Source organism: Burkholderia sp. AW33-5, from assembly GCF_053427615.1.
This window is the reverse complement of the sequence record NZ_JBSAXA010000025.1, coordinates 25,782-50,226: the sequence shown is the minus strand read 5'-3', so window position 1 is coordinate 50,226 and position 24,445 is coordinate 25,782. Positions and strand designations below refer to the sequence as shown.

Here is a 24,445-nt window from a genome sequence, read left to right as displayed (position 1 = left end):
GTACTTTACTTCCGAAGACCCGGCAGGCGCCACCACTGCGAAAGCCTGCCGACGAAAAGCAGGAAAGCATACCTGTTTTACCTTTTGCGGTCAATCACTTATGCTTGCGCCCTCGCAACACCGCGCCACACCTGACGACTCATCGCCCCAATCGACCATGCCGGATACCGTTTGCCGCCCGCCGCGGCTGATTCTCGCCTCCAGTTCCCGCTACCGCCGCGCGCTCCTCGAGCGCCTCGGCGTGCCGTTCGACGTGATGTCGCCCGACCTCGACGAAACCCCGCTCGCAGGCGAAACGCCGGCCGCGACCGCGCTGCGCCTCGCGGGCGCGAAGGCGCGCGCGGTCGCCGCGACGATCGACGCGCCGGACGGCGTGCTCGTGATCGGGTCGGACCAGGTCGCGACGTTCGACGGCCACCAGATCGGCAAGCCCGGCACGCACGAGCGCGCGCTCGCGCAGCTCCTGTCGATGCAGGGCCGCGACGTCGAATTCCACAGTGCGCTCAGCCTGTACGACAGCCGCACGGGTGAAACCTGGAGCGAGGACGTCGTCACGCACGTGCGCTTCCGCTCGCTTCCCGAAGCCGAACTCGACGCATACTTGCGTGCGGAAACGCCGTACGACGTCGCCGGCAGCGCGAAATCCGAAGGCCTCGGCATCGCGCTGCTGGATGCCATCGACTCCAACGACCCGACGGCGCTCGTCGGCCTGCCGCTGATCGCGCTCACGCGGATGCTGCGCGCCGCGGGCTATCCGCTCTTTGCCATCCAGGGAGACCGCGCATGACGGCCGGCACGCTCTATCTCGTCCCGAACACCCTCGGCGAAGGCGACGCATCGATGCTCGCCGCCGTGCTGCCCGCGGCCGTGCAGGCGCGCGCCGGCACGCTCGGCTATTACATCGGCGAAAACGCGAAAACGACCCGCGCGTTCCTGAAGAAGATCGGCACGACGCGGCCGATCCAGGAAATCGAGATCCGGGAACTGAACGTCAATACGCCGGCCGGCGAGATCGACCGGCTGCTCGCACCGGTACTGGCGGGCGCGGACGCCGGGCTCGTATCCGAGGCCGGCTGCCCCGCCGTTGCCGATCCTGGCGCGCTGCTGGTCCGCCGGGCGCACGAGCGCGGCGTGAAGGTCGTGCCGCTCGTCGGGCCGAGTTCGATCCTGCTCGCGCTGATGGCATCCGGCCTGAACGGCCAGAGTTTCGCGTTCAACGGCTATCTGCCGGTCGATGCAGCCGCGCGCGCGAAACGCCTGCGCGAACTCGAGCAGTTGTCGCGCAAGGCGCGCCAGACGCAGATCTTCATCGAGACGCCGTACCGGAACCACGCGATGCTCGACACGCTCGTCGCGACCTGCGCGCCGTCGACGCAGATCTGCGTCGCGGCCGATCTGACCCTCGAGACCGAGACGATCGCCAGCCGTACGGTGGCCGACTGGAAAAAGGCGCCTGCGCCGAATCTGCACAAGCGCCCCGCCATCTTCCTGCTGCTCGCGAACTGAGATCGGCGCCGGCAACAGCCTCGCGGCACGGGGCGCCCCGCCCCGCTCGCCGCGGCGCCGGCCGGCTGCCGCTCAGCGCAAGCTGAACGACGCGCTGCCGGCGGTCAGCGCCTTCATCGCGGCACCGCCGACCGCCGCCCCGAACTTGCGCGCAACGCGATTCGTCAGGCTTTCCTTCACCGTGTAGTCGACGAGATCCGGCGCCTTCAGCACGTCGCGCGCGACCGTGTCGGTCGTGCCGTAGCCGTCGGCGAGCCCGAGTTCGACGCTCTTCTCGCCGGTCCAGAACAGACCCGAGAACATGTCGGGCGTTTCGTGCAGCCGCTTGCCGCGGCCATCCTTCACGGCCTTGATGAACTGCGCATGGACCTGGTCGAGCAGCGCCTGCGCATGGGCATCCATCTTCGGCGTCTCGGGCGAGAACGGGTCGTAGAAGCCCTTGTTTTCGCCCGACGTGTGCAGGCGGCGATCGACGCCCAGCTTGCCCATCAGGCCCGTGAAGCCGAACCCGTCCATCAGCACGCCGATCGAGCCGACGATACTCGCCTTGTCGACGAAGATCTTGTCGGCGGCGGACGCAATGTAATAGCCGCCCGATGCGCACATGTCGGTCACGACGACGTACAGCGGCTTGTCCGGATACTTCGTGCGGAGCCGGCGGATCTCGTCGTAGACCATCCCTGCCTGCACCGGGCTGCCGCCCGGGCTGTTGATCCGCAGCACGACGCCGGCCGTGCCGCTGTCGTCGAAAGCGGCATCCAGCGCCGTATTGATGTCGTCGGCGTTCGCGTTGGTGCCCGCCGCGATCTCGCCGTCGATCGTCACGAGCGCCGTGTGGCGCCCGCTCGACGAGAACTTCGAGTCGCTCGAGAAATCGATCAGCGCGAACGCGAACAGCACGAATACGCCGAGGAACGCGAAGCGGAAGAAGATCTTCCAGCGCCGCGCCGCGCGCTGTTCCTTGACGGCCGCGAGCGCGATCCGCTCGAGCGCCGCACGCTCCCAGTTCGGTTCGCGGCTGTCGGGACGGGACGAGGAATCAGGGATGTTCGGTTGGTCGGCCATGCAGTAAGGTCTTCAGTCGGTCGTGGCGGAAGGAGGCGGAGCGGCGGGCCCCAGGTCGGCATCCGGCACCCAGAATACCGCACGCCCGTCCGGCGTGTCGCGCTCGTCGACTTCGACCGGCCGCAGACGACCGCCGCGGCACGGGCCGCCGACACACTTGCCGGTATCCGGCGCGTAGATCGCGCCGTGCGTCGCGCACATCAGGTACAGGCCCGACGACTCGAAGAACTGCCCTTCGGCCCAGTCGAGTTCCATCGGCACGTGCGCGCAGCGGTTCAGGTAGCCGTACGCGCGACCTTCGTAACGCACGAAGAACACGACCGCCTGCTCGCCGCGCAGCGACGCGTCGACGCGCACGCCGGCGCCGCCGTCGGCCAGCGCGTCCGATGCGCACACGCGCACGGCGTCCGGCGTCGTGCTCATGCGTGCTCCCGCAGCCACGCCGCCAGCGCGCCGACGTCCGGCGCGACGAAGCGCGGCGTCAATGCGGCCAGCGCATCGGCCGTGTGCGCGCCGTACGCGACGCCGATGCCGGCGGCCCCGGCACTGGCGGCCATCTGCAGGTCGTGCGTGGTGTCGCCGATCATCACGGTACGCGCGAGATCCTGCCCCAATTCGCGCGACAGTTCGTGCAGCATCGCCGGGTGCGGCTTCGAGAACGTTTCGTCCGCGCAGCGCGTCGCATCGAACAGGCTCGTCAGCTTCGACTGGTCGAGCACGCGGTTCAGCCCGACACGGCCCTTGCCGGTCGCGACCGCGAGCAGGTAACCCGTATCGCGCAATTCCGCGAGCAGTTCGCGCACGCCGGCGAACAGCTCGATGCGCTGATCGTCCAGCAGGTAGTGATGGCGATAACGTTCGGCCAGCCGCGGATAGTCGGACGGATCGAGGGTCGGCGCAGTAATCTGGAGCGCATCGCGCAGGCCGAGGCCGATCACATAGCGGGACGCCTCGTCCGACGGCGTGGGCAGGCCGAGATCGCGGCACGCGGCCTGGATGCTGTGCGCGATGTGCGCAGTCGAATCCATCAGCGTGCCGTCCCAGTCGAAGACGATCAGGTCAAATTGCTGTCGGGCCATGCGAGTCAGGCGGTATCGCGCAGAGCGCGGAGTTGATCGAGGAAGCGCCGGCATTCGTCCGGCAGCGGCGCGTCGAACTGCAGCGCCTCGCCGGTCAGCGGATGCGCGAGCTTCAGCCGGTGCGCATGCAGGAACATCCGTTTGAGCGACGGCTGCGCGTTCGCGCGCGCCAGCGCCTTGTTCAGTGCGAAGTCGCCATACTTGGCGTCGCCGGCGATCGGCAGGCCGAGATGCGCGAGATGCACACGGATCTGATGGGTCCGACCCGTTTTGAGTTCCGCCTCGACCAGCGCGTAGTCCGGCCAGCGCTCGATCAGGTTGAACACCGTGTGCGACGGCAGGCCGTCGTCCTGTACGCGCACGCGCCGCTCACCTTCCGGGGTCGAATACTTGAACAGCGGCGCCTTCACCGCACGGCGGCGGCCCCAGTCGGACTGCCACTCTCCGTGTCCGCACGCAAAATAACGCTTGTCCATCCGGTTCTCGCGGATCTGCTCGTGCAGGCCGACGAGCGCCGAGCGCTTCTTCGCGAGCATCAGGATCCCGGAGGTCTCGCGGTCGAGCCGATGCACGAGTTCGAGGAACTTCGCGCGCGGACGCGCCTGGCGCATCTGCTCGATCACGCCGAACGCGACGCCGCTGCCGCCGTGCACGGCGACGCCGGCCGGCTTGTTGATGACGAGCATCGCATCGTCTTCGTACAGCACCTCGAACTGCGCGGGCGGCACGATCGGCGTGTCGGCGCGCGCGAGGTCGGCCGCCGCCACCCGCACGGGCGGCACGCGGACGATGTCGCCGAACGCGAGGCGATACTGGGCGTCGACCCGACCCTTGTTCACGCGCACTTCGCCGCTGCGCAGGATCCGGTAAATATGGCTTTTGGGCACGCCTTTACAGACGCGCAACAGGAAGTTGTCGATCCGCTGACCGGCCGAGTTTTCGTCGATCTGGATCATCGATACCTGGCCGCTTGCGACTGAATTCTGGGATATTTTGCCTAACTCATTCATACTGAATATAATTTTGCCCAGCCGGACGTTGAGGGTGGCCTGACAGGCCGGCCCCGACGGAATCGGGCAAGGCGCAAGCGCAAACCGCTATTTTACTTGCGCCGGGGGTCTGCTGCTCGCCCCTGATCAAAGAGATGCAGCAAGTTGCACGCACGGCGCCGCCCGTCGGCAAGGATCGCGCCCACAGGCGGATTCGGTCGGCAAGGCGCCGCGGTAACGGAAAGTTGGTTGAAAAGAATTTGATCGGCAGCCCGACGGCGTGAAGTACGTCCGCAGGCTGCCGGTTGCGAAAATACGGCGTTGCGCCCGATTTGGCCCCGCGAAGCGTGCGGGGCTTGGCGACGTCAAACCAGGGAAGTACACCCCAGGCGGGAAAGTCGGGCTGGATTCGATACTCCCCGCTGCGGCCCAAGCCGCAGCATCTGCCGCCCGTCGGCGCGCGCGACGCATTGCGCGCGCCCCGTGGCAGTGCCCCGGTCTCAGGCTTAGCGCGCTTTCGCAGCGTGCGGTGTGTGGACGCCGTGCTTTGAAGCCGTGTTCGCAGGTGCCCTTTGGCCGCCGGCCCCGTCTTTCGGGCCCAAGCGCCTCTTCAGGCAATTCTCCCCGCCATCCTTCCCGCTCCAGCGTGCCCGTGACAACACAACAAGGCGCGGCCTGCCGTCGTTCCCGCCCTCGCGACTGACAACCGCGAGGCGCCGGCAGCAGAGCCGCCTGGAGTCGTTCATGAAACGCATGCTGTTCAATGCGACGCAGCAGGAGGAGCTGCGCGTCGCCATCGTCGATGGGCAGAAGCTCATCGACATCGACATCGAGACAGCCGGGCGCGAACAGCGCAAGGGCAATATCTACAAAGGTGTCGTGACCCGCATCGAGCCGTCGCTCGAAGCGTGCTTCGTCAACTACGGCGAAGACCGCCACGGCTTCCTGCCGTTCAAGGAAGTCGCCCGCCAGTACTTCAAGGAAGGCATCGACATGCGCTCCGCGCGCATCCAGGATGCCCTGCGCGAAGGCCAGGAGCTGATCGTTCAGGTCGAGAAGGAAGAGCGCGGCAACAAGGGCGCCGCCCTCACGACCTTCATCTCGCTCGCCGGCCGCTACCTCGTGCTGATGCCGAACAACCCGCGCGGCGGCGGCGTATCGCGCCGGATCGAAGGCGACGAGCGGCAGGAACTGCGCGAAACCATGGCGCAGCTTCAGATTCCCGACGGCATGAGCATGATCGCCCGCACCGCGGGCATCGGCCGCAGCGCCGAGGAACTGCAGTGGGACCTGAACTACCTGCTGCAGCTGTGGCGCGCGATCGAAGCAGCATCGCAAAGCGGCAATTCCGGCCAGCCGATGCTGATCTATCTGGAATCGAGCCTCGTGATCCGCGCGATCCGGGACTATTTCCAGCCCGATATCGGCGAAATCCTGATCGACACGACCGAGATCTACGATCAGGCCCGTGCATTCATGGACATCGTGATGCCGGACAACGTGTCGAAGGTGAAGCGTTACCACGACGACGTGCCGCTCTTCTCGCGCTTCCAGATCGAGCACCAGATCGAGACCGCGTATTCGCGCACGGTGCCGCTGCCGTCGGGCGGCGCGATCGTGATCGACCACACCGAAGCGCTCGTCGCGATCGACGTGAACTCGGCGCGTGCGACCAAAGGCGCGGACATCGAGGAAACGGCGACCCGCACGAACCTCGAAGCGGCGGACGAAGTGGCCCGCCAGCTGCGCCTGCGCGACCTCGGCGGCCTGATCGTGATCGACTTCATCGACATGGAGTCGGCGAAGAGCCAGCGCGAAGTCGAGCAACGCCTGAAGGACGCGCTCAAGCACGACCGTGCGCGCGTGCAGATGGGCAAGATCTCCCGCTTCGGCCTGATGGAACTGTCGCGCCAGCGCCTGCGTCCGGCCCTGTCGGAAGGCAGCCACGTGACGTGCCCGCGCTGTAACGGCACCGGCCACATCCGCGATACCGAATCGTCCGCGCTGCAGGTCCTGCGGATCATTCAGGAAGAAGCGATGAAGGAAAACACCGCGGCGATCCACTGCCAGGTGCCGGTCGAGGTGACCGCCTTCCTGCTCAACGAAAAGCGTCAGGAAATCAACAAGATCGAGTCGCGCTTCAAGGTCGGCATCGTGCTGATCCCGAACAAGCACCTCGATACGCCGCACTACAAGCTCGAGCGCCTGCGCCATGACGATGCGCGCCTCGACGATCCGCGCGCGTCCTGGAAGATGGCGGAAGAAGCCGCCCGCGAACTGGAGTCGGAAACCGGCTACAGCAAGCGTGCGGCCGACGTGAAGCCGAAGCAGGAAGCCGCGGTCAAGGGCATCACGCCCGAGCGTCCGGCACCGAGTCCGGCGCCGCAGCGCCCGGTCGAACCGGTTGCGGCGCCCGCACCGGTCGCCGCGGCGAGCGGCGGCTTCATCGGCTGGCTGAAGGGTCTGTTCGGCATGTCGCCGGCTCCGGCGCCCGCGCCGGTCGCACCGGCACCGGCCAAGGAGCAGGCAGCCCGTCCGGCCCGCGAGCGGACCGAGAAGACCGAGCAGCGCGGCGGCGATCGCAACCGCAACCGTCGCGGCGGCGCCCAGCAGGCTCAGGGCGGTCGCGATCAGGCAGCGGCAGGCCGTGGCCAGTCGCAACGCCTGGAACGCGAAGGCAAGGAAGGGCGCGAGCCGCGTGAACCGCGCGAAGGTCGCGAACCGCGTGAAGGCCGTGAGCCGCGCGAAAGCCGTGAGGGTCGCGAAAGCCGCGAGGGCCGTGGCCCGCGCGAAGGCCGCGAACCGCGCGAGCCGCGTGAGAGCCGTGAACCGCGTGAACCGCGCGAGAACCGCGAACCGCGCGAGCGCACCGAGCAGCCGGAAGCCGTCGAGGCAGCCGGCCGCGGCGAGCGCCAGGAACGCGGCGAACGTCGCGAGCGCGGGGAGCGCCGCAAGCCGACGCAACACGCGGCGACGCTCGAAACCGTCACCCGTGGCGAAAACCATCCGGAAGCGGCAGCCGACCAGACTGCAGCCGTCGCCCTGCCGGGCGCCGATGTCGCAGCCGACGCGGAAGCCGGCGCACGTGACGGCGAGGAACGTCGCCGCCGCCGCCGCGGTCGCCGTGGCGGTCGTCGCGAGCGCGAGGACGAAGGCGCAGTCGTCGACCACGCCGAGCAAGGCGCGGACGGCGAAGCCGCCGTGCAGGCCGTGACGACGGAAACCCCGAGCGCGGTCGAGCCGGCTCATACGGCCGCACCGGTCGCGGTGGCAGCAGTCGCCGCAGCAGGCGCAGTCGTTGCCGAAGCGGCGGCACCGGTCGCAGCCGAGCCGCAACCGGCACCGGTTCGCGTCGAAGCGACGCCGGTCGCGCCGCTCGAGCCGCTCGAGCCGGCCGTCGTCGCACCGGCAGCCGAAGCGGCACCGGTCACGCCGGCCGCTGCTCCGGAAGCCGCCCCGGCTCCGGTCGCGGTTTCGCCGACCGATGCGTTCGAAGTGCCGGCCGCGCCGGCTGCCGTCGAAGCGCCGCAGTCCGCGCCCGTCGAGCAGGCTGCACCGGCACCGGTCGTCGCAGCCGAAGCGGCTCCGGCCGCCGTCGAACCGGCTCGCGTCGAAACTGCGCCGGTCGAGGCCGTTGCCGCGCCGGCTCCGGCGCCCGTGCAAACGGCCGCTGTACCAGCGTCGGCGAGCCTCGATGTCGTGCTGGAACAAGCCGGTCTCGTGTGGGTGAACACCGACGCCGACAAGTTCCGCGCTGCTCAGGAAGCCGCGTCGCGCCTGCCGCGCGCAGTCCGCGTTCCGCGCGAGCGCAAGGCGCTGCCGCCGGTCGACACGACCCCGATGCAGCAGGTCGAAACGTCGCAACATTAAGCGACGCATCGCCCGACCAGGAAAAGCCCGCCTCCGGCGGGCTTTTCCATTTCCGCGCTGCGGGTTTCCGCCCACCGGCCCGGCCAGCCGCTTGCGGCTAGAATAGAAGCTTGGCTCGCACTTCTTTCAACATGTCCCGACGCATCATTCCTCTCGCCGACGTCAGCGGGATGCCGGATATCTCCGGCGTCGCGCATACCCCCGACGGCGCCTTGGCCGACACGTTCGCCAGGCCGCTGCGCGACCTGCGCATCTCGGTGACGGACCGCTGCAACTTCCGTTGCGTGTACTGCATGCCGCGAGACGTGTTCGACAAGAACTACCCGTTCCTGCCGCACAGCGCGCTGCTCACGCACGAAGAAATCGAGCGCGTGGCGCGGCTGTTCGTCGCGCACGGCGTCGAAAAGATCCGGATCACCGGCGGCGAACCGCTGCTGCGCAAGAACCTCGAATTCCTGATCGAGCGCCTCGCGCGCCTGACGACCCATGACGGCCGTCCGCTCGACCTGACGCTGACCACCAATGGCTCGCTGCTCGCGCGCAAGGCGCGCGCACTGAAGGATGCCGGCCTCACGCGCGTGACGGTCAGCCTCGACGCGCTCGACGATACGTTGTTCAAGCGCATGAACGACGCCGACTTCGCGAGCGCCGACGTGCTCGACGGCATCTTCGCCGCGCAGGCCGCGGGCCTCGCGCCGGTCAAGGTCAACATGGTCGTGAAGCGCGGCACCAACGACAGCGAGATCCTGCCGATGGCCGAGCGCTTCCGCGACACCGGCGTGATCCTGCGTTTCATCGAATACATGGACGTCGGCACGTCGAACGGCTGGAACATGACCGAAGTGCTGCCGTCCGCGGACGTCGTCGCACGGATCGCCGAACAGTTCCCGCTCGTGCCGCTCGAGCCGCACACGGCGGCGGAAACCGCGCAGCGCTGGGGCTATGCCGACGGCAGCGGCGAAATCGGCGTGATCTCGAGCGTCACACAGGCATTTTGCGGCGACTGCACGCGCGCGCGGTTGTCGACCGAAGGCAAGCTGTACCTGTGCCTGTTCGCGTCGACTGGCCATGACCTGCGCGCCCTCGTGCGCGGCGGCGCCAGCGACGCCGAAATCGCGACCGCGATCGCCCGCATCTGGCAGGCCCGCACCGACCGCTATTCGCAGCTGCGCGGCAGCGCGGCCGCCGACGCGGCGCCCCACGATGCCGGCAAGCGCGTAGAAATGTCGTACATCGGCGGCTGACGCGCGCCCGCCGCCCCGATTTCCCGCGATGTCCGCTTCCGCCTCGCCTTCCGTCACCGGCCTGCTGCTCGCGGGCGGGCGCGCGACGCGCATGGACGGCGCCGACAAGGGTCTGCTACTGCTCGACGGTACGCCGCTTGCGCTGCACGTGCTGCGCCGGCTCTCGCCGCAGGTCGACGAGACGCTGATCAGCGCGAATCGCAACATCGATCGCTATGCCGAGCTCGGTGCACCGTTCGACGCGCGCATCGTGCCGGACGAAACACCCGATTTCCCCGGCCCGCTCGCGGGTCTGCTCGCCGGCATGCGCGCGGCGCGCGCACCGCTCGTCGCGTGCTCGCCGTGCGATACGCCCTATTTGCCGACCGACCTCGTCGCACGGCTGCACGCGGCGCTCGATGCGCAGCAGGCCGACATCGCGATGGCGGTGATCGTCGACGCGCAACAGGCACGTTCGCCGCAGCCGACCTTCGCGCTGCTGCGCACGTCGCTCGCCGACGACCTCGCGGCCGGGCTCGCGGCCGGCGAGCGCAAGGTGCGTGCGTGGTACGCACGCCACAAGACGGTCGAAGTCGAGTTCTGCGACGAGCGTGCGTTTTACAATGCCAACTCCTGGCAGGAACTTGCCGCGCTTGCCCGCCGTTGACGGCCCCGGCATCCGCTCCCGCCCGCCGCATGCGCCTTCGCGCTCCCGCGCCCTCCGCGCGCCACCGGCCACGAACCCGATACGCCTTGCGGCGCAGTCAGACTGATGATCACGCAATCCTCGCCCGCCTCCCGAACCGCACCCGATTCCGCTGCCCCGTTGTCGCTCGCCGACGCGCAGGCGCTCGCGTGCCGGTTCGCGGTGCCGGTCGACGCGTGCGACACGGTGCCGCTGCATGACGCCCTCGACCGCGTGCTCGCGGCCGACGTGAATGCGCCGTTCGACATTCCCGCGTACGACAACTCGGCGATGGACGGCTATGCATTCGACGGCAGCGTGCACGCACTTGCATCGGCCGCCGACATCGCGCTGACGGTCGCCGGCACGGCGTTCGCCGGCCATCCGTTCGACGGAGCCGTGGCGCCCGGTGCGTGCATCCGCATCATGACCGGCGCGCCGATGCCGGCCGGATGCGACACGGTCATTCCGCAGGAACGCGTGCGCGTCGACGGCGACGTCATCCGCTTCGCCGCGCACGACGTCACGCGCGGCGCAAATTGCCGCCGGGCCGGCGAGGATCTCGCCCGCGGCGCCTGCGCGCTTGCCGCCGGGCGCATCCTGCGCCCGTCCGATCTGGGCTTGCTCGCATCGTTCGGGTTGCGCGAAGTCACGGTGCGCCGCCGCGTGCGCGTCGCCGTGTTCTCGACCGGCGACGAACTGCGCGAACCCGGCGAGCCGCTCGATCGCGGCACGCTGTACGACAGCAATCGCGGGATGCTGGTCGCGATGCTCGAACGGCTGCACATCGACGCGCTCGATCTCGGGATCGTCCGCGACGATCCGGCGGCGCTCGAACGCGCGCTGCGCGATGCCGCCGCCGCACAGGCCGACGCGGTGATCACGTCGGGCGGCGTGTCGGTCGGCGAAGCCGATTTCACGCGCGACGTGATGGCGCGGCTCGGCGACGTGACCTTCGCGAGCCTCGCGCTGCGGCCCGGCCGGCCGCTCGCGTGCGGCACGCTCGCGCCTGCGGCCGACGGCGCCGGCCACGTGCTGTTCTTCGGGCTGCCCGGCAATCCGGTCGCATCCGCCGTGACGTTCTACGCGATCGTGCGCCCCGCGCTGCTGACGCTGGCCGGCGCGCATGCGCCACCGCCGGCGATGTACACGGCACGCAGCACGCAGGCGCTGAAAAAGCGCCCGGGCCGTACCGAATACCTGCGCGCCGTCGCGACGCGCGACGCCGACGGCCAGTGGCACGTCGCGCCGGCCGGTTCGCAGAGTTCCGCATCGCTGAGCGGCCTCGCGGCCGCCAACTGTTTCATCGTCCTGGGCCACGATTCCGCGGCAGTCGACGCGGGCGCCCCGGTCGACATCCTGCCGCTCGACGGCTTGATCTGAATTCCAATCGGTATATCTCTACGGGGGCAATCCGCACATGAAGAAACAAATCTCGTCGATCGCCGCGGGGCAGACCGCGAAGGCGCTGATCCTCGTCTACCTGACGTTCAGCGTGCCGATCGTGCTGCTCGGCATCCTGGTCGCGTACATCCGCTACGGGATGGTCGAACTGAGCACGATCCTGAGCGCGCTGCTGCTGAACGCGATCCTCGGTTTCGTGCTGCTGTGGATCGCCTGCCACGCGTACAACTGGGTCGCGTCGCGCTTCGGCGGCATCGAGATCGTGCTGTCCGATCCGCCGGAGGAAGCGTGAGCGGCACGCCGCTGATCCGCTCGGCCGAAACGCGCGACGTCGGTGCGATTCTCGCGCTGATGCGCGAGCTGGCCGAGTTCGAGAAGCTCACGCACCTGTTCGTCGCGAGCGACGCCGATCTGGCCGACGCGCTGTTCGGCGAGCGCCCCGCCGCCGAAGCGCTGGTGGCCGAGCGCGACGGCGCGATCGTCGCGTATGCGCTGTTCTTTCACAACTATTCGACGTTCCTCGGCCGTCGCGGCCTGTATCTCGAGGATCTGTACGTGCAGCCGTCGCAGCGCGGCACGGGCCTCGGCACCGCGATGCTGCAGCACCTCGCGGCACTCGCCGTCGAGCGCCGCTGTGCTCGCTTCGAATGGTCGGTGCTCGACTGGAACCAGCCGGCGATCGACTTCTACGAAAAGATGGGCGCGACCGTGCTGCCGGAATGGCGAATCGTGCGCGTCACCGGGGATGCGCTGAACACGCTCGCCGCACGTTGAACGCGGGCCGGCCACGCCGGTCGGTGCTGCAAAGGAAAACGGGCGCCAAGGCGCCCGTTTTTCGTTCCAGCCGGCTTCGGCTGAATACGTGATGCGTCATGCATCGTCCGCATCGGCGCCGTCGGCAGCGTCCGAGCCGAGCAGCCCGGCCGCCGTCTCGCCCGGCAACGCCTCGACCTGCTTCAGCTTGCGGTTCATCACGCGGGTGCGCTGCTCGGCGGCCTCGATCGAGCGCGTGACCGTTTCGAGCTGCGCCTTCGTGCGCGCGAGCACATCGCCGAACTTGCCGAATTCGGTCTTCACCGCACCGAGCACCTGCCACACTTCGCTCGAGCGCTGCTCGATCGCGAGCGTGCGGAAACCCATCTGCAGGCTGTTCAGCAACGCGGTCAGCGTGGTCGGACCGGCCACCGTCACACGATAGTCGCGCTGCAGCAGGTCGGTCAGCCCCGGGCGGCGCAGGATCTCCGCATAGAGCCCCTCGGTCGGCAGGAACAGCAGCGCGAAATCGGTCGTATGCGGCGGTGCGACGTACTTCTCCGCAATCGTGCGCGCTTCCATCCGCACGCGTGCCTCGAGCGCACGGGCCGCGTCCTCGACCGCCACCGAATCGGCGCGCTCCTGCGCGTCGATCAACCGCTCGTAGTCCTCGCGCGGGAATTTCGCGTCGATCGGCAGCCACACCGGCGGCGCGTCGCGCGTGCCGGCATCGCGCCCCGGCAGCCGGATCGCGAACTCGACGCGTTCGCTGCTCTTCGGCACCGTCGCGACGTTCTTCGCATACTGGTCGGGCGTGAGCATCTGCTCGAGCAAGGCCTCGAGCTGCACCTCGCCCCAGGTGCCGCGCGTCTTCACGTTCGTCAGTACCTTCTTGAGGTCCCCAACGCCGGCCGCGAGCGTCTGCATCTCGCCGAGCCCGCGGTGGACCTGCTCGAGCCGGTCCGACACGAGCTTGAACGATTCGCCGAGCCGTTGTTCGAGCGTCGCATGCAGCTTCTCGTCGACGGTGCGGCGCATCTCCTCGAGCTTCGCCGCATTGTTCGTCTCGATTTCCTTCAGCCGCTGCTCGAGCGTCGCACGCACTTCGCCGATCCGGCGATCGTTGGCCTCGGTCAGTTGCGTGAGCTGCCGGTTCAGCGTATCGCCGAACAGCCGCAGCGCGACCGTCTGCTCTTCGCGCGCCTGCTGCGCCTGACGCTGCACGCTCTCGCGCATCGCATCGAACTGCTGAGCGTTGCCGGCGACGAGCTTGCCCAACTGTTGCGCGAAACCCTCGATCTGATTGTTCTGCACGGTCGCGATGCTCGTGAGCTGTGTCGCGAGCGTCTGCTGAAGCTGCGAGAAGCTGCCAGCCAGCTCGGTGCGCGAGCCGCGCGCGTTCTCGACGATCTCGCCACGCAGCTCGCGCTCGAGCCGCTCGACCGCGAGCGCCTGCGCGTGCGCGGCGTCCTCGATCTGGTCGCCGAGCACGGCCGCATCGTCGTGGCGGCCGCCGCCGCGCACGATCGCGACGATCGCCACCGCGAGCGCGACGGCCAGCACGATGACCGTCGCCAGCAACAACATCGTCGTCATGCGCGCGGCTTCCCGATCACGTCAGGGTTGATCGGGTTCGGCGGTTGCCCCGCGCGCGGCCCTTCGCCCAGCGCGGCGATCAGGTTGTCGGCCGCGAGGTTCGCCATCGCGCGGCGCGTCTTCTCGGTCGCGCTCGCGATGTGCGGCGTCAGCACGACGTTCGGCACCTCGAGCAGCGCCGGGTGCACGCTCGGTTCGCCTTCATAGACGTCGAGGCCTGCCGCGGCGATCGTCCTGTCGCGCAGTGCGGCGGCCAGCGCCGCGTCGTCGACGATGCCGCCGCGCGCGATGTTGGTCAGCGTCGCGGTGGGTTTCATCTTCGCGAGCTCGGCCGCGCCGATCGTGTGATGGTTCTCCTTCGTATACGGCAGCACGAGCACGACGTGATCGGCGCGCGCCAGCAAGTCGTCCTTCGACACGTATTCGGCATTCAGCTCGGCCTCGATCTCGGGCGCGACCCGCGACCGGTTGTGATAAATCACCTGCATCCCGAAGCCGCGCGCGCGCCGTGCGAGTGCCTGACCGATGCGCCCCATCCCGATGACACCGAGCGTCGAGCCGTAAATGTCGCTGCCGAGGAAACCGTCATACGCCCACTTCTGCCAGTGTCCGGCGCGCAACCAGTGCTCGGATTCGGCGATCCGCCGCGCGGCGGCCATCATCAATGCCCAGCCGAAATCCGCGGTCGATTCGTTTAACACGTCGGGCGTGTTGGTGCCGAGCACGTTCGCGGCATTGAACGCGGCCATGTCGAAATTGTTGTAGCCGACCGCCATGTTCGACACGACGCGCAGGCGCGGCGCTGCCGCGAGCGCGGCCGCGCCGACCGGGTCGCCCGCCGTCAGCGCGCCGTCCTTGTCCGCGAGGCGCGCGGCGAGCGCGTCGGGGGCGAGCGCGTCGCCATTGTTCCAGTCGACTTCGAAATACTGCTCGAGCCGTTCGATCACGTCCGGAAAGATCGGACGTGCGACCAGGATCTTCTGCATCGCCATCTCCGCATGCCGCGGCCGGCACGCGGCACATCGTGCACCGCCGGAGCCGTCCGCGCTTGGTTGAAAATCGTCAGCCTACGCCGGGAAGAAAATCCACGACGTCAGCAGGAATACGGGTACCAGGATCACGAGCGCCCAGCCGAGATACGCGAAGAAGCTCGGCATCTTCACGCCGCGCGATTCCGCGATCGCCTTCACCATGAAGTTCGGCGCATTCCCGATGTAGCTGTTCGCGCCCATGAACACCGCCCCCGCCGAAATCGCGGCGAGCGTCGTCGCGCCCGTCGTCATCAGCGCCTGCGCATCGCCGCCCGCGAGGTTGAAGAACACGAGGTAGGTCGGCGCGTTGTCGAGGAACGACGACAGCAGGCCGGTTGCCCAGAAATACATCGCGTCGATCGGCTTGCCGTCGGGCCCCGTGACGAGATGGACGATCTGGGCGAACGCGCCGTCCGCACCCGCGCGCAGGATCACGATCACCGGCGCGATCGTCACGAAGATCCCCGCAAACAGCTTCGCGACCTCCTCGATCGGCGCCCAGTTGAACGCGTTGCCTTCGCGCGCCGAGCGCGGCGTCAGCGCGAGCGACGCGAGCGCCACGACGACCAGCGCGACGTCGCGCACGAGATTCTGCAGCGCGACGTGCGTGCCCCACACGTCGAACGAGATGCCCGGCTTCCAGACGCCGCTCATCAGCACGAGGCCGATCACGGCCGCGAGCAACACGAAGTTGACCTTGCCGTCGATCGACAGCGCGCCGCCGTCGGGCGTCGGGTCGAGTGCGGCCGGCCGCTCCTCGCCGGCCTTCCGGTAGAAGTACGTATCGAGCACGAAGAAAAGCGTCAGCAGCACCGCGCAGATGAACAGCATCGGCAGTGCGAGATGCGTGGTCGTCCAGAAGAAGCTCACGCCGTTCAGGAAGCCGAGGAACAGCGGCGGATCGCCGAGCGGCGACAGCGAGCCGCCCGCGTTCGCGACGAGGAAGATGAAGAAGATCACGACGTGCACGACGTGCTTGCGGTTATCGTTCGCGCGCAGCAGCGGCCGGATCAGCAGCATCGCGGCGCCCGTCGTGCCCATCACGCTCGCGAGCAGCGTGCCGAGCGCGAGGATCGCGGTGTTCAGCTTCGGCGTGCCGTGCAGGTTGCCGTTGACGCAAATGCCGCCGGCGACCGTATAGAGCGCCGTCAACAGCACGATGAACGGGATGTACTCTTCGAGCAGCGCGTGCACGAGCGTACCGAACGCCGTGCCCGCACCGAACGCGGCGGCGAACGGAACCAGGAACACGATCGCCCACGCCGCGGCGATCTTGCCGAAGTGGTGATGCCAGAACACCGGCGCGACGAGCGGGAACACCGCGATGGACAGCAGGATCCCGGCGAACGGGATGCCCCAGAGTGCGGACAGCGTGGCACCGTCGAGCGTGGCGGCCGATGCAAGCGCGGGAACGGCGCCAAGCGCGGCTCCCGACGCCATGCCCGCCCAGGCGGCATGTCGTTTCATGCAGAACTTCCTTGTGCGAGTGAGTCGAGTGAGGATGGATCAGGTGCGCGCGTCATGCGCCGCGTACGACGATCGCGTGAACGCGGTACGGGCCGTGCGCGCCCAGCACGATGGTCTGCTCGATATCGCCCGTGCGCGACGGGCCCGATACGAAATTGACCGCACGCGGCAATTCGCCGCGCTCCGCGCGAATCAGCGCGAATGCGTCTTCATGGCCCGCGACGATCCGCGACGCCGGCACGATCGCGATGTGCGTCTCCGGCAGCAGCCCGGCCGACGCATAGGTGTCGGGGCCGGACAGCAGCACCAGCGAACCCGTTTCGGCGGTTGCGCAGAAGCAGCCGGTGAGGCCGACGAGATCGCCGTCGCGCGGCTTTCGGCATTCGACCGACAGGCCCGCGCCGGCCCAGTCGAGCTCGGCCAGCGTGCGCCACGCGACGGCCTGCATCGGCAGGCCGTGAGCGGAAAGATAGCGGGCGGCGGCGGCCGGCGCGTCGGCCAGCGTCGCGACCTCGTCGACCGTCGTCGACAAGCGAGCCGCTTCGTCGACGAATGCGGCGACGAGGTCGGCCGGCATCGGCGGGCGCGGCCCCTCGGGATGGCGGGCGAGATAGTCGGCGACGCCGTCGCGCTCCGCTGCATCGGGTTCGGGCGCGCGTCCTTGCGCCGCGCGAATGCGTGCGAGGATCTGGCGACGGGCAGCGGAAGTGTCCATGAACGGTCCTCGTGACGTTGGCGTGCAATACCGTCGGATTATACCGGCCGCCCTCGCCGCGACGCACCTGGCCGCTTGGCCGACGCTTACTGCGATGCGTCCTCGTCGACCGGCTGCGCGATGCCGAACACCTGGCGCAGGTACGCGAGATACGCCTTGTCGTCGCACATGCTCTTGCCCGGCGAATCCGACAGCTTCGCAACCGGCTGTCCGTTGCAGCGGACCATCTTGATCACGATCTGCAGCGGCACGTAGCCGAGATCGTTCGTGAGATTGGTGCCGACGCCGAACGCGAGCTTGCAGCGGTTGCGGAACCGTTCGTACAGCTGCATGACCTTCGGGATGTCCAGCGCGTCCGAGAACACGAGCACCTTGGTACGCGGATCGCAGCGGTTCGCCTCGTAGTGGCGCAGCATGCGCTCGCCCCATTCGAACGGATCGCCCGAATCGTGGCGCGCGCCGTCGAACAGCTTGCAGAAGTACATGTCGAAGTCGTTCAGGAACGCGTCCATCCCGTAGACGTCCGACAGCGCGATCCCGAGGTCGCCGCGATACTCCTTCGCCCACATCTCGAAACCGTAGGTCTGCGAATCGCGCAGCCGCGGGCCGAGCGCCTGGCAGGCCTGCAGGTATTCGTGGGCCATCGTGCCGAGCGGCGTCAGGCCGTGCTTCATCGCGTAGAACACGTTGCTCGTGCCCGCGAACTGCGGCCCGAGCCCGTCGCGCAGCGTCAGCGCGACCTCCTCGTGCCACACCTTCGAGAAGCGCCGGCGCGTGCCGTAGTCGGCGATCTTGCAGTCGGCGAACTCGGGCTTCGCGCCGAGCAGCTTGATCTTCTCGCGCAGCCGTTCGCGGCCTTCGCGATAGTCGGGCTCGCGCTGCGTGTTGCGGAAATAGACCTCGTTGACGATCGCGAGCGCCGGGATCTCGAACAGGATCGTGTGCAGCCACGGCCCCTCGATCACGATGTCGATCTCGCCGTTGCCCTTCGGCGAAGGCGTGATCGAGATGTATTTCTCGTTCAGGTGGAACAGCGCGAGGAAGTCGACGAAGTCGCTCTTGATGAAGCGCATGCGCCGCAGGTAGTCGAGTTCGTCGTCGGTGAAGCGCAGCGAACACAGGCCGCGCACCTCGTCGCGGATCTCGTCGATGTACGGGACGAGATCGACGCCGGGCGTGCGACACCGGAACCGGTACTCGACGTTTGCGGCAGGAAAGTGATGCAGGACGACCTGCATCATCGTGAATTTGTAGAGATCCGTGTCGAGCAGCGAAGTGATGATCATGATTACGGCACCGCCAGTATCGTGACAGGGCCCCAGCGCACCGCGCGCCGCCCGGTCTGCCGGCCATGTTACCCGAATGCGGGCCCGACCATCGTGAAACCGCCTCCCCCTTCCCCGCCGCGTCGTGCGGCCGGCCGCACGCACCGCGCCCACGGTCGGCCCCATAAACTAATCACGAAATGATATAAGCCGGAAAGCCGACCACGCCATGCGGGTTTTGCGCTTCAGTTACAATGCCGCTTTTGGCGCAAACGCCACCCCATATATACCGCCAAGCAGGAGCGTTTTAATGACTCACGTTGTGACCGAAGGCTGCATCAAGTGCAAATACACGGATTGCGTGGATGTGTGCCCGGTGGATTGCTTCCGTGAAGGTCCCAACTTTCTCGCCATCGATCCGGACGAGTGCATCGACTGCGCCGTGTGCGTCGCCGAGTGCCCGACCAATGCGATCTATGCCGAAGAAGACGTTCCGGGCGACCAGCAGCAGTTCACCGAGCTGAACGCCGAGCTGGCGAAGAACTGGCCGTCCATCACGAAGACGAAGCCGGCACCGGCCGACGCGGACGAGTGGAAGGACGTGCAGGAAAAGCTGCACCTGCTCGAACGCTGATCGCAGCGGCGCCGCAAAATATTTTGCACGTCGCCGCTCAAAAGTGTTGACAGGTTAGCGAACGCTCCATACAATCTCGTTTCTCTGCTGTTGTTGTTTGTTCCCCGATAGCTCAGTCGGTAGAGCGCCGGACTGTTAATCCGTAGGTCCCTGGTTCGAGCCCAGGTCGGGGAGCCAAAAACGCAAGAGCCCGTTGAAGGTGGACGGGTTTTTTGTTGGCCACCAAACAAGCACGCAGATGTACCGATTTATTCCCCGATAGCTCAGTCGGTAGAGCGCCGGACTGTTAATCCGTAGGTCCCTGGTTCGAGCCCAGGTCGGGGAGCCAGACAGCGAAAGGCCCGTCATTCGACGGGCCTTTTGTTTTTCCGGCGCCCGTCGGTCACCGCCGCGCATGCTAGAGTTTCTGTCCCGCATTCGCATCCGGTTCCATCGATGAAGCACCGCCTCCTTTCCGCTGCGCCGTTCGCCCTTCTGCTCTCCGCCCTTGCCGCCGCGCCGCTCGCGCACGCGGAGGAAGTCGGCAGCGTCAACACCCATTTCCGCGTGACGGGCTCCGACCGCGTGGTCGTCGAAGCGTATGACGATCCGCTCGTGACGGGCGTCACCTGCTACGTGTCGCGGGCGCGCACCGGCGGGATCAAGGGCACGCTCGGCGTCGCCGAGGATCCGAGCGAAGCGTCGATCGCGTGCCGGCAAGTCGGCCCGCTCAGCTTCAAGGAGCCGCTCAAGCAGCAGACCGATGTGTTCAGCGAACGGATGTCGTTCATCTTCAAGACGCTGCACGTCGTGCGCGTGGTCGACAAGAAGCGCAACACGCTCGTCTACCTGACCTACAGCGACCGCATCGTCAGCGGCAGCCCGAAGAACGCCGTGACCGCGGTGCCGATGCCGGCCGGCACGACGATTCCGGTCAAGTAAGCCCGAGCCGGCCGGGCGCTCGAGCGATACACTGTCGATTCGACCGCCCTCGCGCCCGACCATGTCCGCCACCCGCCTTCTTCCGGACTCCGCACGTTACTGGCGCACGCCGCTGCTGCCGGACGCGGACCTGCTCACGGCGACCTATCGCGACCATACGTTCGCGCCGCACTGGCACGACGCGTACACGATTCCCGTGATCCTCGAGGGCGCGGAGCGCTACACCTGTCGCGGAAGCGGCCATGTCGCCGAAACGGGCACCGTGCCCGTGATCAATCCCGGCGAGGTGCACACGGGCTCGCGCGCGACCGACGAAGGCTGGTGCTATCGCGTGAGCTACGTGCCGGTCGATTACATTCGCGCGCTCGCGAGCGCGATGGCGGGGCGCCCGCAGGATGCGCCATGGTTCCCGTCCGACGTGATCCGCGACGCCGATCTCGCGGCACGGCTCGCGCTGGCTCACCGGATGATGGAGGCCGGCAGCGAGTGCATGCCGCCGTTCCATCCGCACGAGCAGCCGGCCGCCGACGCTCCGGCCGCCGCGGCACCGCGCGTCTACGATCCGCTCACCGCCGAAACGGCGATGCTCGATGCGTTGTCGACACTGATCGCGCGCCATGCCGACGCGCGGCTGCAGCCGGCGGCGCTCGCGGCCGACGAGCCGCGCGTCGACGCGATGCGCGAGCGGCTCGCCGCCGATCTCACGTGCACGGTCACGCTCGACGACGTCGCGCAGGCCGCCGGGCTGTCGCCGTTCCACGCAGCACGCCTGTTCACCCGGACGATCGGGATGCCGCCGCATGCGTGGCGCAACCAGCTGCGGCTGCAACGCGCGCTTGCGCCGTTGCGCGCGGGCGTGTCGATCGCCGACGTCGCCGCGGCCAGCGGCTTCGTCGACCAGAGTCACTTCTCCCGGCATTTCAAACGGATGTTCGGCGTGCCGCCCGGACGCTGGCAGGCGCGCTGACGCTCACACGCCCATCCTGCATTCGACGATACGCGGCAACCGGCACGCAGATTGCGCCGCCGGCGCCGCGTGCGCAAGAACGTACAAGCCGCCACGGGCAGCGCACCGCTATCCTGCATTGCATGGAGACGCGCCCTGTGAAACCTGCACCCACACCTTCATCCCCGCCCCGCCGCCCGCTCAACGAATGGCTCGACGGCGCACGCGACACGATCCCGATGATGATCGGCGCGGCGCCGTTCGGCGTGATCTTCGGCACGCTGGTCGGCGGCGGCCCGCTCGCCGCATGGCACGGCGCGCTGATGTCGCTCGCGGTGTTCGCGGGCTCAGCGCAATTCATCGCGCTCGGCCTCATCGCCGGCAGCACGAGCTTCGTCGTCGTGCTCGCGACGACGCTGATCGTGAACCTGCGTCACCTGCTGTACAGCGCGACGCTCGCGCCGTATGTCGCGCACCTGCCGTTGCGCTGGCGCGCGACGCTCGGCGCGCTGATGACCGACGAGGTGTTCGCGGTCGCCTACGCGCACTACCGGCACTTCCCGCCCGGCGCGATCGGCCCCCACTACTTCTTCGGCTCGGGCCTCGCGATGTACCTGAACTGGCAGGTCTGGACGCTCGCGGGCATCGGTTTCGGCGCGGCCTTCCCGGGCCTCCAGTCGCTCGGCCTCGATTTCGCGATGGCGGCGACATTCATCGCGATCGTCGTTCCGCAACTCGGCACGCTGCGCTATTTCGCGGCCGCCGCGACCGCCGGCACGCTCGCGTACTTCTGGCAGGGCTGGCCGTACAAGCTCGGGCTGCTGGGCGCGGTCGCCGCCGGCGTCGCGGTCGGCGTCGCGCTGACGCTGCGGCACGAGCGTTCGCGCACCGCCTCACGCACGGAGACCGCATCGTGAGCTACGCGCTGCTAATCCTCGGGATGGCCATGATCACCTATGCGATCCGGACGACGCTGTTCCTGTTCGGCGAGCGGCTGACCTTCCCGCCGCTCGTGCGGACCGCGCTCGGCTTCGTGCCCGTCACCGTGCTGACCGCGATCATCGTGCCGATGACCGTCTCGCCGCACGGCGGCACGGCCGAACTGACCTGGCGCAATCCGCAGCTCGTCGGCGCGCTCGTCGCCGTGCTCGTGTCGGCGACGACACGCCGGCCGCTCGTGACGATCGCGGTCGGGCTCGCGGTGTTCTTCTTCTGGCAAGGGATCGTGATGCCGCACTGGCTGCCGGCCTGAGCGAACGTCGCCGGCCGCGCTCAAGTTTTCGCCTGGCGCGCCGATATCGGGTAGGAAGACCCGCCATCGGCCTCGGCGCGAACCGGTCCGTCGACGCTGCGCCCGCACCGGTGCGCGATGTCGGCCGCCGGCCCGCGCGGGCCGCCATCGAGACGATTCATGGGCCAGATCACCCTTTCCCTCAAGGACGACACGCTTGCGTCCCTGCGCAAGGACTACGACGCATTCGTGCGCGTGTCGCTGAAACTCGACCCGCAGTTCGCGACGCCGTCGTTCGAGGATTTCCTGCGCGCCAAGCTGCTCGACAACATGGTGCCGCTGACCGAGCATGCCGTGCAGCGGATGCTCGAGGGCGGCCAGTACGCGTGGGCGAAGCGCACGCTCGACAAGGAATTTCCGGACGTCGTCGCGATCCTGATGCGGCAGGCCGGCGAATTCGGCTTCGGCTTCGCATCGCGCTCCGAATGGACCCCCGACGAGCTCGCGAAGGCGTGCCGCGACTGGGCCAAGGCGATCGTCGCCGAAGCACAGGGCGACGCGTCGCTCGTCGATCCGCTCGCCGCGCAGATCAAGAGTGCGGTACACGACATCCAGGCGCTCGAGGAAATGATGCAGACGCCCGCATGGCGGCTTGCGGAATCGCTGCGCCAGCGCGTCTACGAGGCGAAGCTCGCGTGCGAGATGAGCGTCGGCAGCGCCGCGCGCGACAAGCTCGGCGAACTGCGCGGCCTGCTGCGGCTCGGGCTCGCGCACGGTTCGTTCCAGAAACAGGAAGCGCAGCAGATCATGGAATACCTGCGGCTGCTGAAGCCCGAGATCTTCGTCGACGAGCCGTACGACGTTTTCGCGCGGCTTGCCGCGTGGCTGCGCGGCGTATTCACGCCGTCCGCCGCGCGACCGGCGCCCGGACCGGGCCAGGAACAGCATCGGCCATGACGGCCCGCGTCCACGCATGAAGAACGGCCCGGCTCGCGCGAAGCGAACCGGGCCGCCGATCGATCGCCGTCACGACGCGCCGTCCGGGGCGAACGTCGTGCGACGTCGGAGGGCCGCTTACTGTGCGGCGCCCGAGGCCGATGCGCCGCCCTGCACGCCGGCCGACGCGCCGCCTTCGACCGCCTCGTCGCCCACCTTCGACTTTGCCGTGCCGGCATGATGCTTGGCCGACTTCGCCGCATGCTTCGCGTGCTTCTTGGCCGAGTGGACCGACGACGCCGCCGTATCCTTCGCGCCGTCGGCTGCCGCACCGACCGCGTCGGTCGCGCCGCCGACCGCATTGCCCGACGCATTCGCGCCGGCATCACCCTGCATGCCCGCACCTGCGCCAGCCCCTGCTGCCGGCGCCTGCGCCTGCACGCCGGCACCTGCGGTGCCCTGTGCCGCGACACCCGTCTGCGCGAATGCGGCCGAAGTGGCGAACGCCGTCAGCGCGGCACCGATCAGCATCGAACGAATCTTGGACATGACAATCCTCCTCAAGAAGTTGTGGGCGCGGACCGCGTCGATGCGATCCGTCGCGTCCCCTGCCGCAACGCGCAGCAGGTACGACGAAAGACCCGCGGGCCGCACGTCCGGTTCTCGAATCTCTCAGACTGTTACCCACCGTTTCATTTGCTGACGAATCGCTCACAGTCCTTAACAACTGCGGCGCGCGGGCCTGCACGAGCGTCCGCACTCGCGCGCCGGCCGTCGGTGCCGTATGATGCGGGGCGATTCCTCCCGCGCATCGCGCGCTCCCTTCGTCATGCCCAATCTGGATTTCACGCTGACCGGCGAATACGTCGAGCTGCACAACCTTCTCAAGATCACCGGCCTCGCGGATAGCGGCGGCACCGCGAAAATGTTCGTCGCGTCCGGCGCGGTGAAAGTCGACGGCGTGGTCGAGCTGCGCAAGACCTGCAAGATCCGCGCGGGTCAGGTCGTGCTGTTCGGCGATACGCGGATCGCGGTTCACGACGCGTAGCGGTTCCCCCTGACCGCGACATGGCCATCGGCGCGCGCGTTCGACACCGTTCGAATAAAGCCGTAAGCTAGCCGTCTCTCA

Annotated in this window: 25 protein-coding genes and 2 tRNA genes; 17 read left to right on the top strand and 10 right to left on the bottom strand. The window is 68.1% G+C overall.

The window, feature by feature from the left end:
- Positions 1 to 157 precede the first annotated feature (157 nt).
- Positions 158 to 787 (top strand): Maf-like protein, encoded by a 630-nt coding sequence (locus ACV22V_RS27640; protein WP_448016084.1) that lies wholly within the window; start codon positions 158 to 160, stop codon positions 785 to 787.
- Positions 784 to 1,506: an SAM-dependent methyltransferase gene (locus ACV22V_RS27635; RefSeq protein WP_059523739.1), complete on the top strand. Its 723-nt coding sequence runs from the start codon at positions 784 to 786 to the stop codon at positions 1,504 to 1,506. The genes ACV22V_RS27640 and ACV22V_RS27635 overlap by 4 nt, the downstream gene beginning before the upstream one ends.
- 72 nt (positions 1,507 to 1,578) lie before the next feature.
- On the opposite strand, the gene ACV22V_RS27630 is transcribed toward ACV22V_RS27635, so the two are convergent.
- From ACV22V_RS27630 to rluC, 4 genes are read right to left on the bottom strand one after another with little or no spacing between them, the layout of a single operon-like run.
- Positions 1,579 to 2,571, bottom strand: a complete 993-nt coding sequence (locus ACV22V_RS27630) for a S49 family peptidase (protein ID WP_448016083.1) — start codon at positions 2,569 to 2,571, stop codon at positions 1,579 to 1,581.
- 12 nt (positions 2,572 to 2,583) lie between these two features.
- On the bottom strand, positions 2,584 to 2,994 hold the full coding sequence (locus ACV22V_RS27625; protein ID WP_059523743.1) for a Rieske (2Fe-2S) protein: 411 nt from the start codon (positions 2,992 to 2,994) through the stop codon (positions 2,584 to 2,586).
- Complete coding sequence (locus tag ACV22V_RS27620; RefSeq protein ID WP_059523745.1) at positions 2,991 to 3,650, bottom strand: HAD-IA family hydrolase; 660 nt, start codon at positions 3,648 to 3,650, stop codon at positions 2,991 to 2,993. The genes ACV22V_RS27625 and ACV22V_RS27620 overlap by 4 nt, the downstream gene beginning before the upstream one ends.
- A 5-nt stretch (positions 3,651 to 3,655) precedes the next feature.
- Positions 3,656 to 4,660 carry a 23S rRNA pseudouridine(955/2504/2580) synthase RluC gene (gene rluC / locus ACV22V_RS27615; RefSeq protein WP_059702505.1) on the bottom strand — a complete coding sequence of 335 codons (1,005 nt, stop codon included), beginning with the start codon at positions 4,658 to 4,660 and terminating at the stop codon, positions 3,656 to 3,658.
- A gap of 723 nt (positions 4,661 to 5,383) precedes the next feature.
- Between rluC and ACV22V_RS27610 the strand changes: the two genes are divergently transcribed.
- The 6 genes from ACV22V_RS27610 (at position 5,384) to ACV22V_RS27585 (ending at position 12,595) form a co-directional block, all read left to right on the top strand.
- Entirely contained in the window at positions 5,384 to 8,509 is a 3,126-nt protein-coding gene (locus ACV22V_RS27610) for an Rne/Rng family ribonuclease (protein ID WP_448016082.1), read from the top strand.
- Positions 8,510 to 8,640: 131 nt separating this feature from the next.
- On the top strand, positions 8,641 to 9,753 hold the full coding sequence (gene moaA / locus ACV22V_RS27605; protein WP_059691075.1) for a GTP 3',8-cyclase MoaA: 1,113 nt from the start codon (positions 8,641 to 8,643) through the stop codon (positions 9,751 to 9,753).
- 28 nt (positions 9,754 to 9,781) lie between these two features.
- The gene (gene mobA / locus ACV22V_RS27600) at positions 9,782 to 10,399 is read left to right on the top strand and encodes a molybdenum cofactor guanylyltransferase MobA (RefSeq protein WP_448016081.1); all 618 of its coding nucleotides are present in this window, start codon (positions 9,782 to 9,784) and stop codon (positions 10,397 to 10,399) included.
- Between the two features lie 105 nt (positions 10,400 to 10,504).
- Positions 10,505 to 11,800 carry a molybdopterin molybdotransferase MoeA gene (gene moeA, locus ACV22V_RS27595; protein ID WP_059691073.1) on the top strand — a complete coding sequence of 432 codons (1,296 nt, stop codon included), beginning with the start codon at positions 10,505 to 10,507 and terminating at the stop codon, positions 11,798 to 11,800.
- Between the two features lie 37 nt (positions 11,801 to 11,837).
- The gene (locus tag ACV22V_RS27590; RefSeq protein WP_006476519.1) at positions 11,838 to 12,113 is read left to right on the top strand and encodes a hypothetical protein; all 276 of its coding nucleotides are present in this window, start codon (positions 11,838 to 11,840) and stop codon (positions 12,111 to 12,113) included.
- Positions 12,110 to 12,595: an N-acetyltransferase family protein gene (locus tag ACV22V_RS27585; RefSeq protein WP_448016080.1), complete on the top strand. Its 486-nt coding sequence runs from the start codon at positions 12,110 to 12,112 to the stop codon at positions 12,593 to 12,595. The genes ACV22V_RS27590 and ACV22V_RS27585 overlap by 4 nt, the downstream gene beginning before the upstream one ends.
- Positions 12,596 to 12,691: 96 nt before the next feature.
- On the opposite strand, the gene ACV22V_RS27580 is transcribed toward ACV22V_RS27585, so the two are convergent.
- The 5 genes from ACV22V_RS27580 to pncB form a co-directional block, all read right to left on the bottom strand.
- Positions 12,692 to 14,170, bottom strand: a complete 1,479-nt coding sequence (locus ACV22V_RS27580; RefSeq protein ID WP_059691071.1) for a DNA recombination protein RmuC — start codon at positions 14,168 to 14,170, stop codon at positions 12,692 to 12,694.
- Complete coding sequence (locus ACV22V_RS27575) at positions 14,167 to 15,156, bottom strand: 2-hydroxyacid dehydrogenase (RefSeq protein WP_059523843.1); 990 nt, start codon at positions 15,154 to 15,156, stop codon at positions 14,167 to 14,169. The genes ACV22V_RS27580 and ACV22V_RS27575 overlap by 4 nt, the downstream gene beginning before the upstream one ends.
- An 81-nt stretch (positions 15,157 to 15,237) precedes the next feature.
- Entirely contained in the window at positions 15,238 to 16,668 is a 1,431-nt protein-coding gene (locus tag ACV22V_RS27570) for a sodium:proton antiporter (protein WP_223963183.1), read from the bottom strand.
- Positions 16,669 to 16,720: 52 nt separating this feature from the next.
- Positions 16,721 to 17,383, bottom strand: coding sequence for a LutC/YkgG family protein (locus tag ACV22V_RS27565; RefSeq protein ID WP_059523763.1), 663 nt, complete (start codon positions 17,381 to 17,383; stop codon positions 16,721 to 16,723).
- Positions 17,384 to 17,469: 86 nt separating this feature from the next.
- Positions 17,470 to 18,669, bottom strand: a complete 1,200-nt coding sequence (pncB, locus tag ACV22V_RS27560; protein WP_059523765.1) for a nicotinate phosphoribosyltransferase — start codon at positions 18,667 to 18,669, stop codon at positions 17,470 to 17,472.
- A 289-nt stretch (positions 18,670 to 18,958) separates the two neighbouring features.
- Here pncB and fdxA point away from each other — a divergent pair, with 289 nt between their 5' ends.
- The 8 genes from fdxA to ACV22V_RS27520 all read left to right on the top strand — a co-directional run bounded on the left by fdxA (position 18,959) and on the right by ACV22V_RS27520 (position 23,337).
- Entirely contained in the window at positions 18,959 to 19,282 is a 324-nt protein-coding gene (gene fdxA / locus ACV22V_RS27555) for a ferredoxin FdxA (protein WP_006753067.1), read from the top strand.
- Between the two features lie 101 nt (positions 19,283 to 19,383).
- Positions 19,384 to 19,459: transfer RNA gene (locus ACV22V_RS27550), tRNA-Asn, on the top strand.
- A gap of 75 nt (positions 19,460 to 19,534) precedes the next feature.
- Positions 19,535 to 19,610 (top strand) — tRNA-Asn (locus tag ACV22V_RS27545).
- Positions 19,611 to 19,717: 107 nt separating this feature from the next.
- Positions 19,718 to 20,203: a CreA family protein gene (locus tag ACV22V_RS27540; RefSeq protein WP_059523767.1), complete on the top strand. Its 486-nt coding sequence runs from the start codon at positions 19,718 to 19,720 to the stop codon at positions 20,201 to 20,203.
- A gap of 61 nt (positions 20,204 to 20,264) precedes the next feature.
- Positions 20,265 to 21,170 (top strand): AraC family transcriptional regulator, encoded by a 906-nt coding sequence (locus ACV22V_RS27535; protein WP_448016079.1) that lies wholly within the window; start codon positions 20,265 to 20,267, stop codon positions 21,168 to 21,170.
- Between the two features lie 122 nt (positions 21,171 to 21,292).
- Positions 21,293 to 22,066 carry an AzlC family ABC transporter permease gene (locus ACV22V_RS27530; RefSeq protein ID WP_448016078.1) on the top strand — a complete coding sequence of 258 codons (774 nt, stop codon included), beginning with the start codon at positions 21,293 to 21,295 and terminating at the stop codon, positions 22,064 to 22,066.
- On the top strand, positions 22,063 to 22,401 hold the full coding sequence (locus ACV22V_RS27525; RefSeq protein WP_448016077.1) for an AzlD domain-containing protein: 339 nt from the start codon (positions 22,063 to 22,065) through the stop codon (positions 22,399 to 22,401). The genes ACV22V_RS27530 and ACV22V_RS27525 overlap by 4 nt, the downstream gene beginning before the upstream one ends.
- A 159-nt stretch (positions 22,402 to 22,560) precedes the next feature.
- Positions 22,561 to 23,337 carry a DUF4088 family protein gene (locus ACV22V_RS27520; RefSeq protein ID WP_059691068.1) on the top strand — a complete coding sequence of 259 codons (777 nt, stop codon included), beginning with the start codon at positions 22,561 to 22,563 and terminating at the stop codon, positions 23,335 to 23,337.
- A gap of 117 nt (positions 23,338 to 23,454) precedes the next feature.
- Here ACV22V_RS27520 and ACV22V_RS27515 read toward each other — a convergent pair whose 3' ends face one another.
- Positions 23,455 to 23,865 (bottom strand): hypothetical protein, encoded by a 411-nt coding sequence (locus ACV22V_RS27515; protein WP_059523776.1) that lies wholly within the window; start codon positions 23,863 to 23,865, stop codon positions 23,455 to 23,457.
- 280 nt (positions 23,866 to 24,145) lie between these two features.
- Here ACV22V_RS27515 and ACV22V_RS27510 point away from each other — a divergent pair, with 280 nt between their 5' ends.
- On the top strand, positions 24,146 to 24,364 hold the full coding sequence (locus ACV22V_RS27510; protein WP_006753074.1) for an RNA-binding S4 domain-containing protein: 219 nt from the start codon (positions 24,146 to 24,148) through the stop codon (positions 24,362 to 24,364).
- The last annotated feature ends 81 nt before the right edge of the window (positions 24,365 to 24,445 follow it).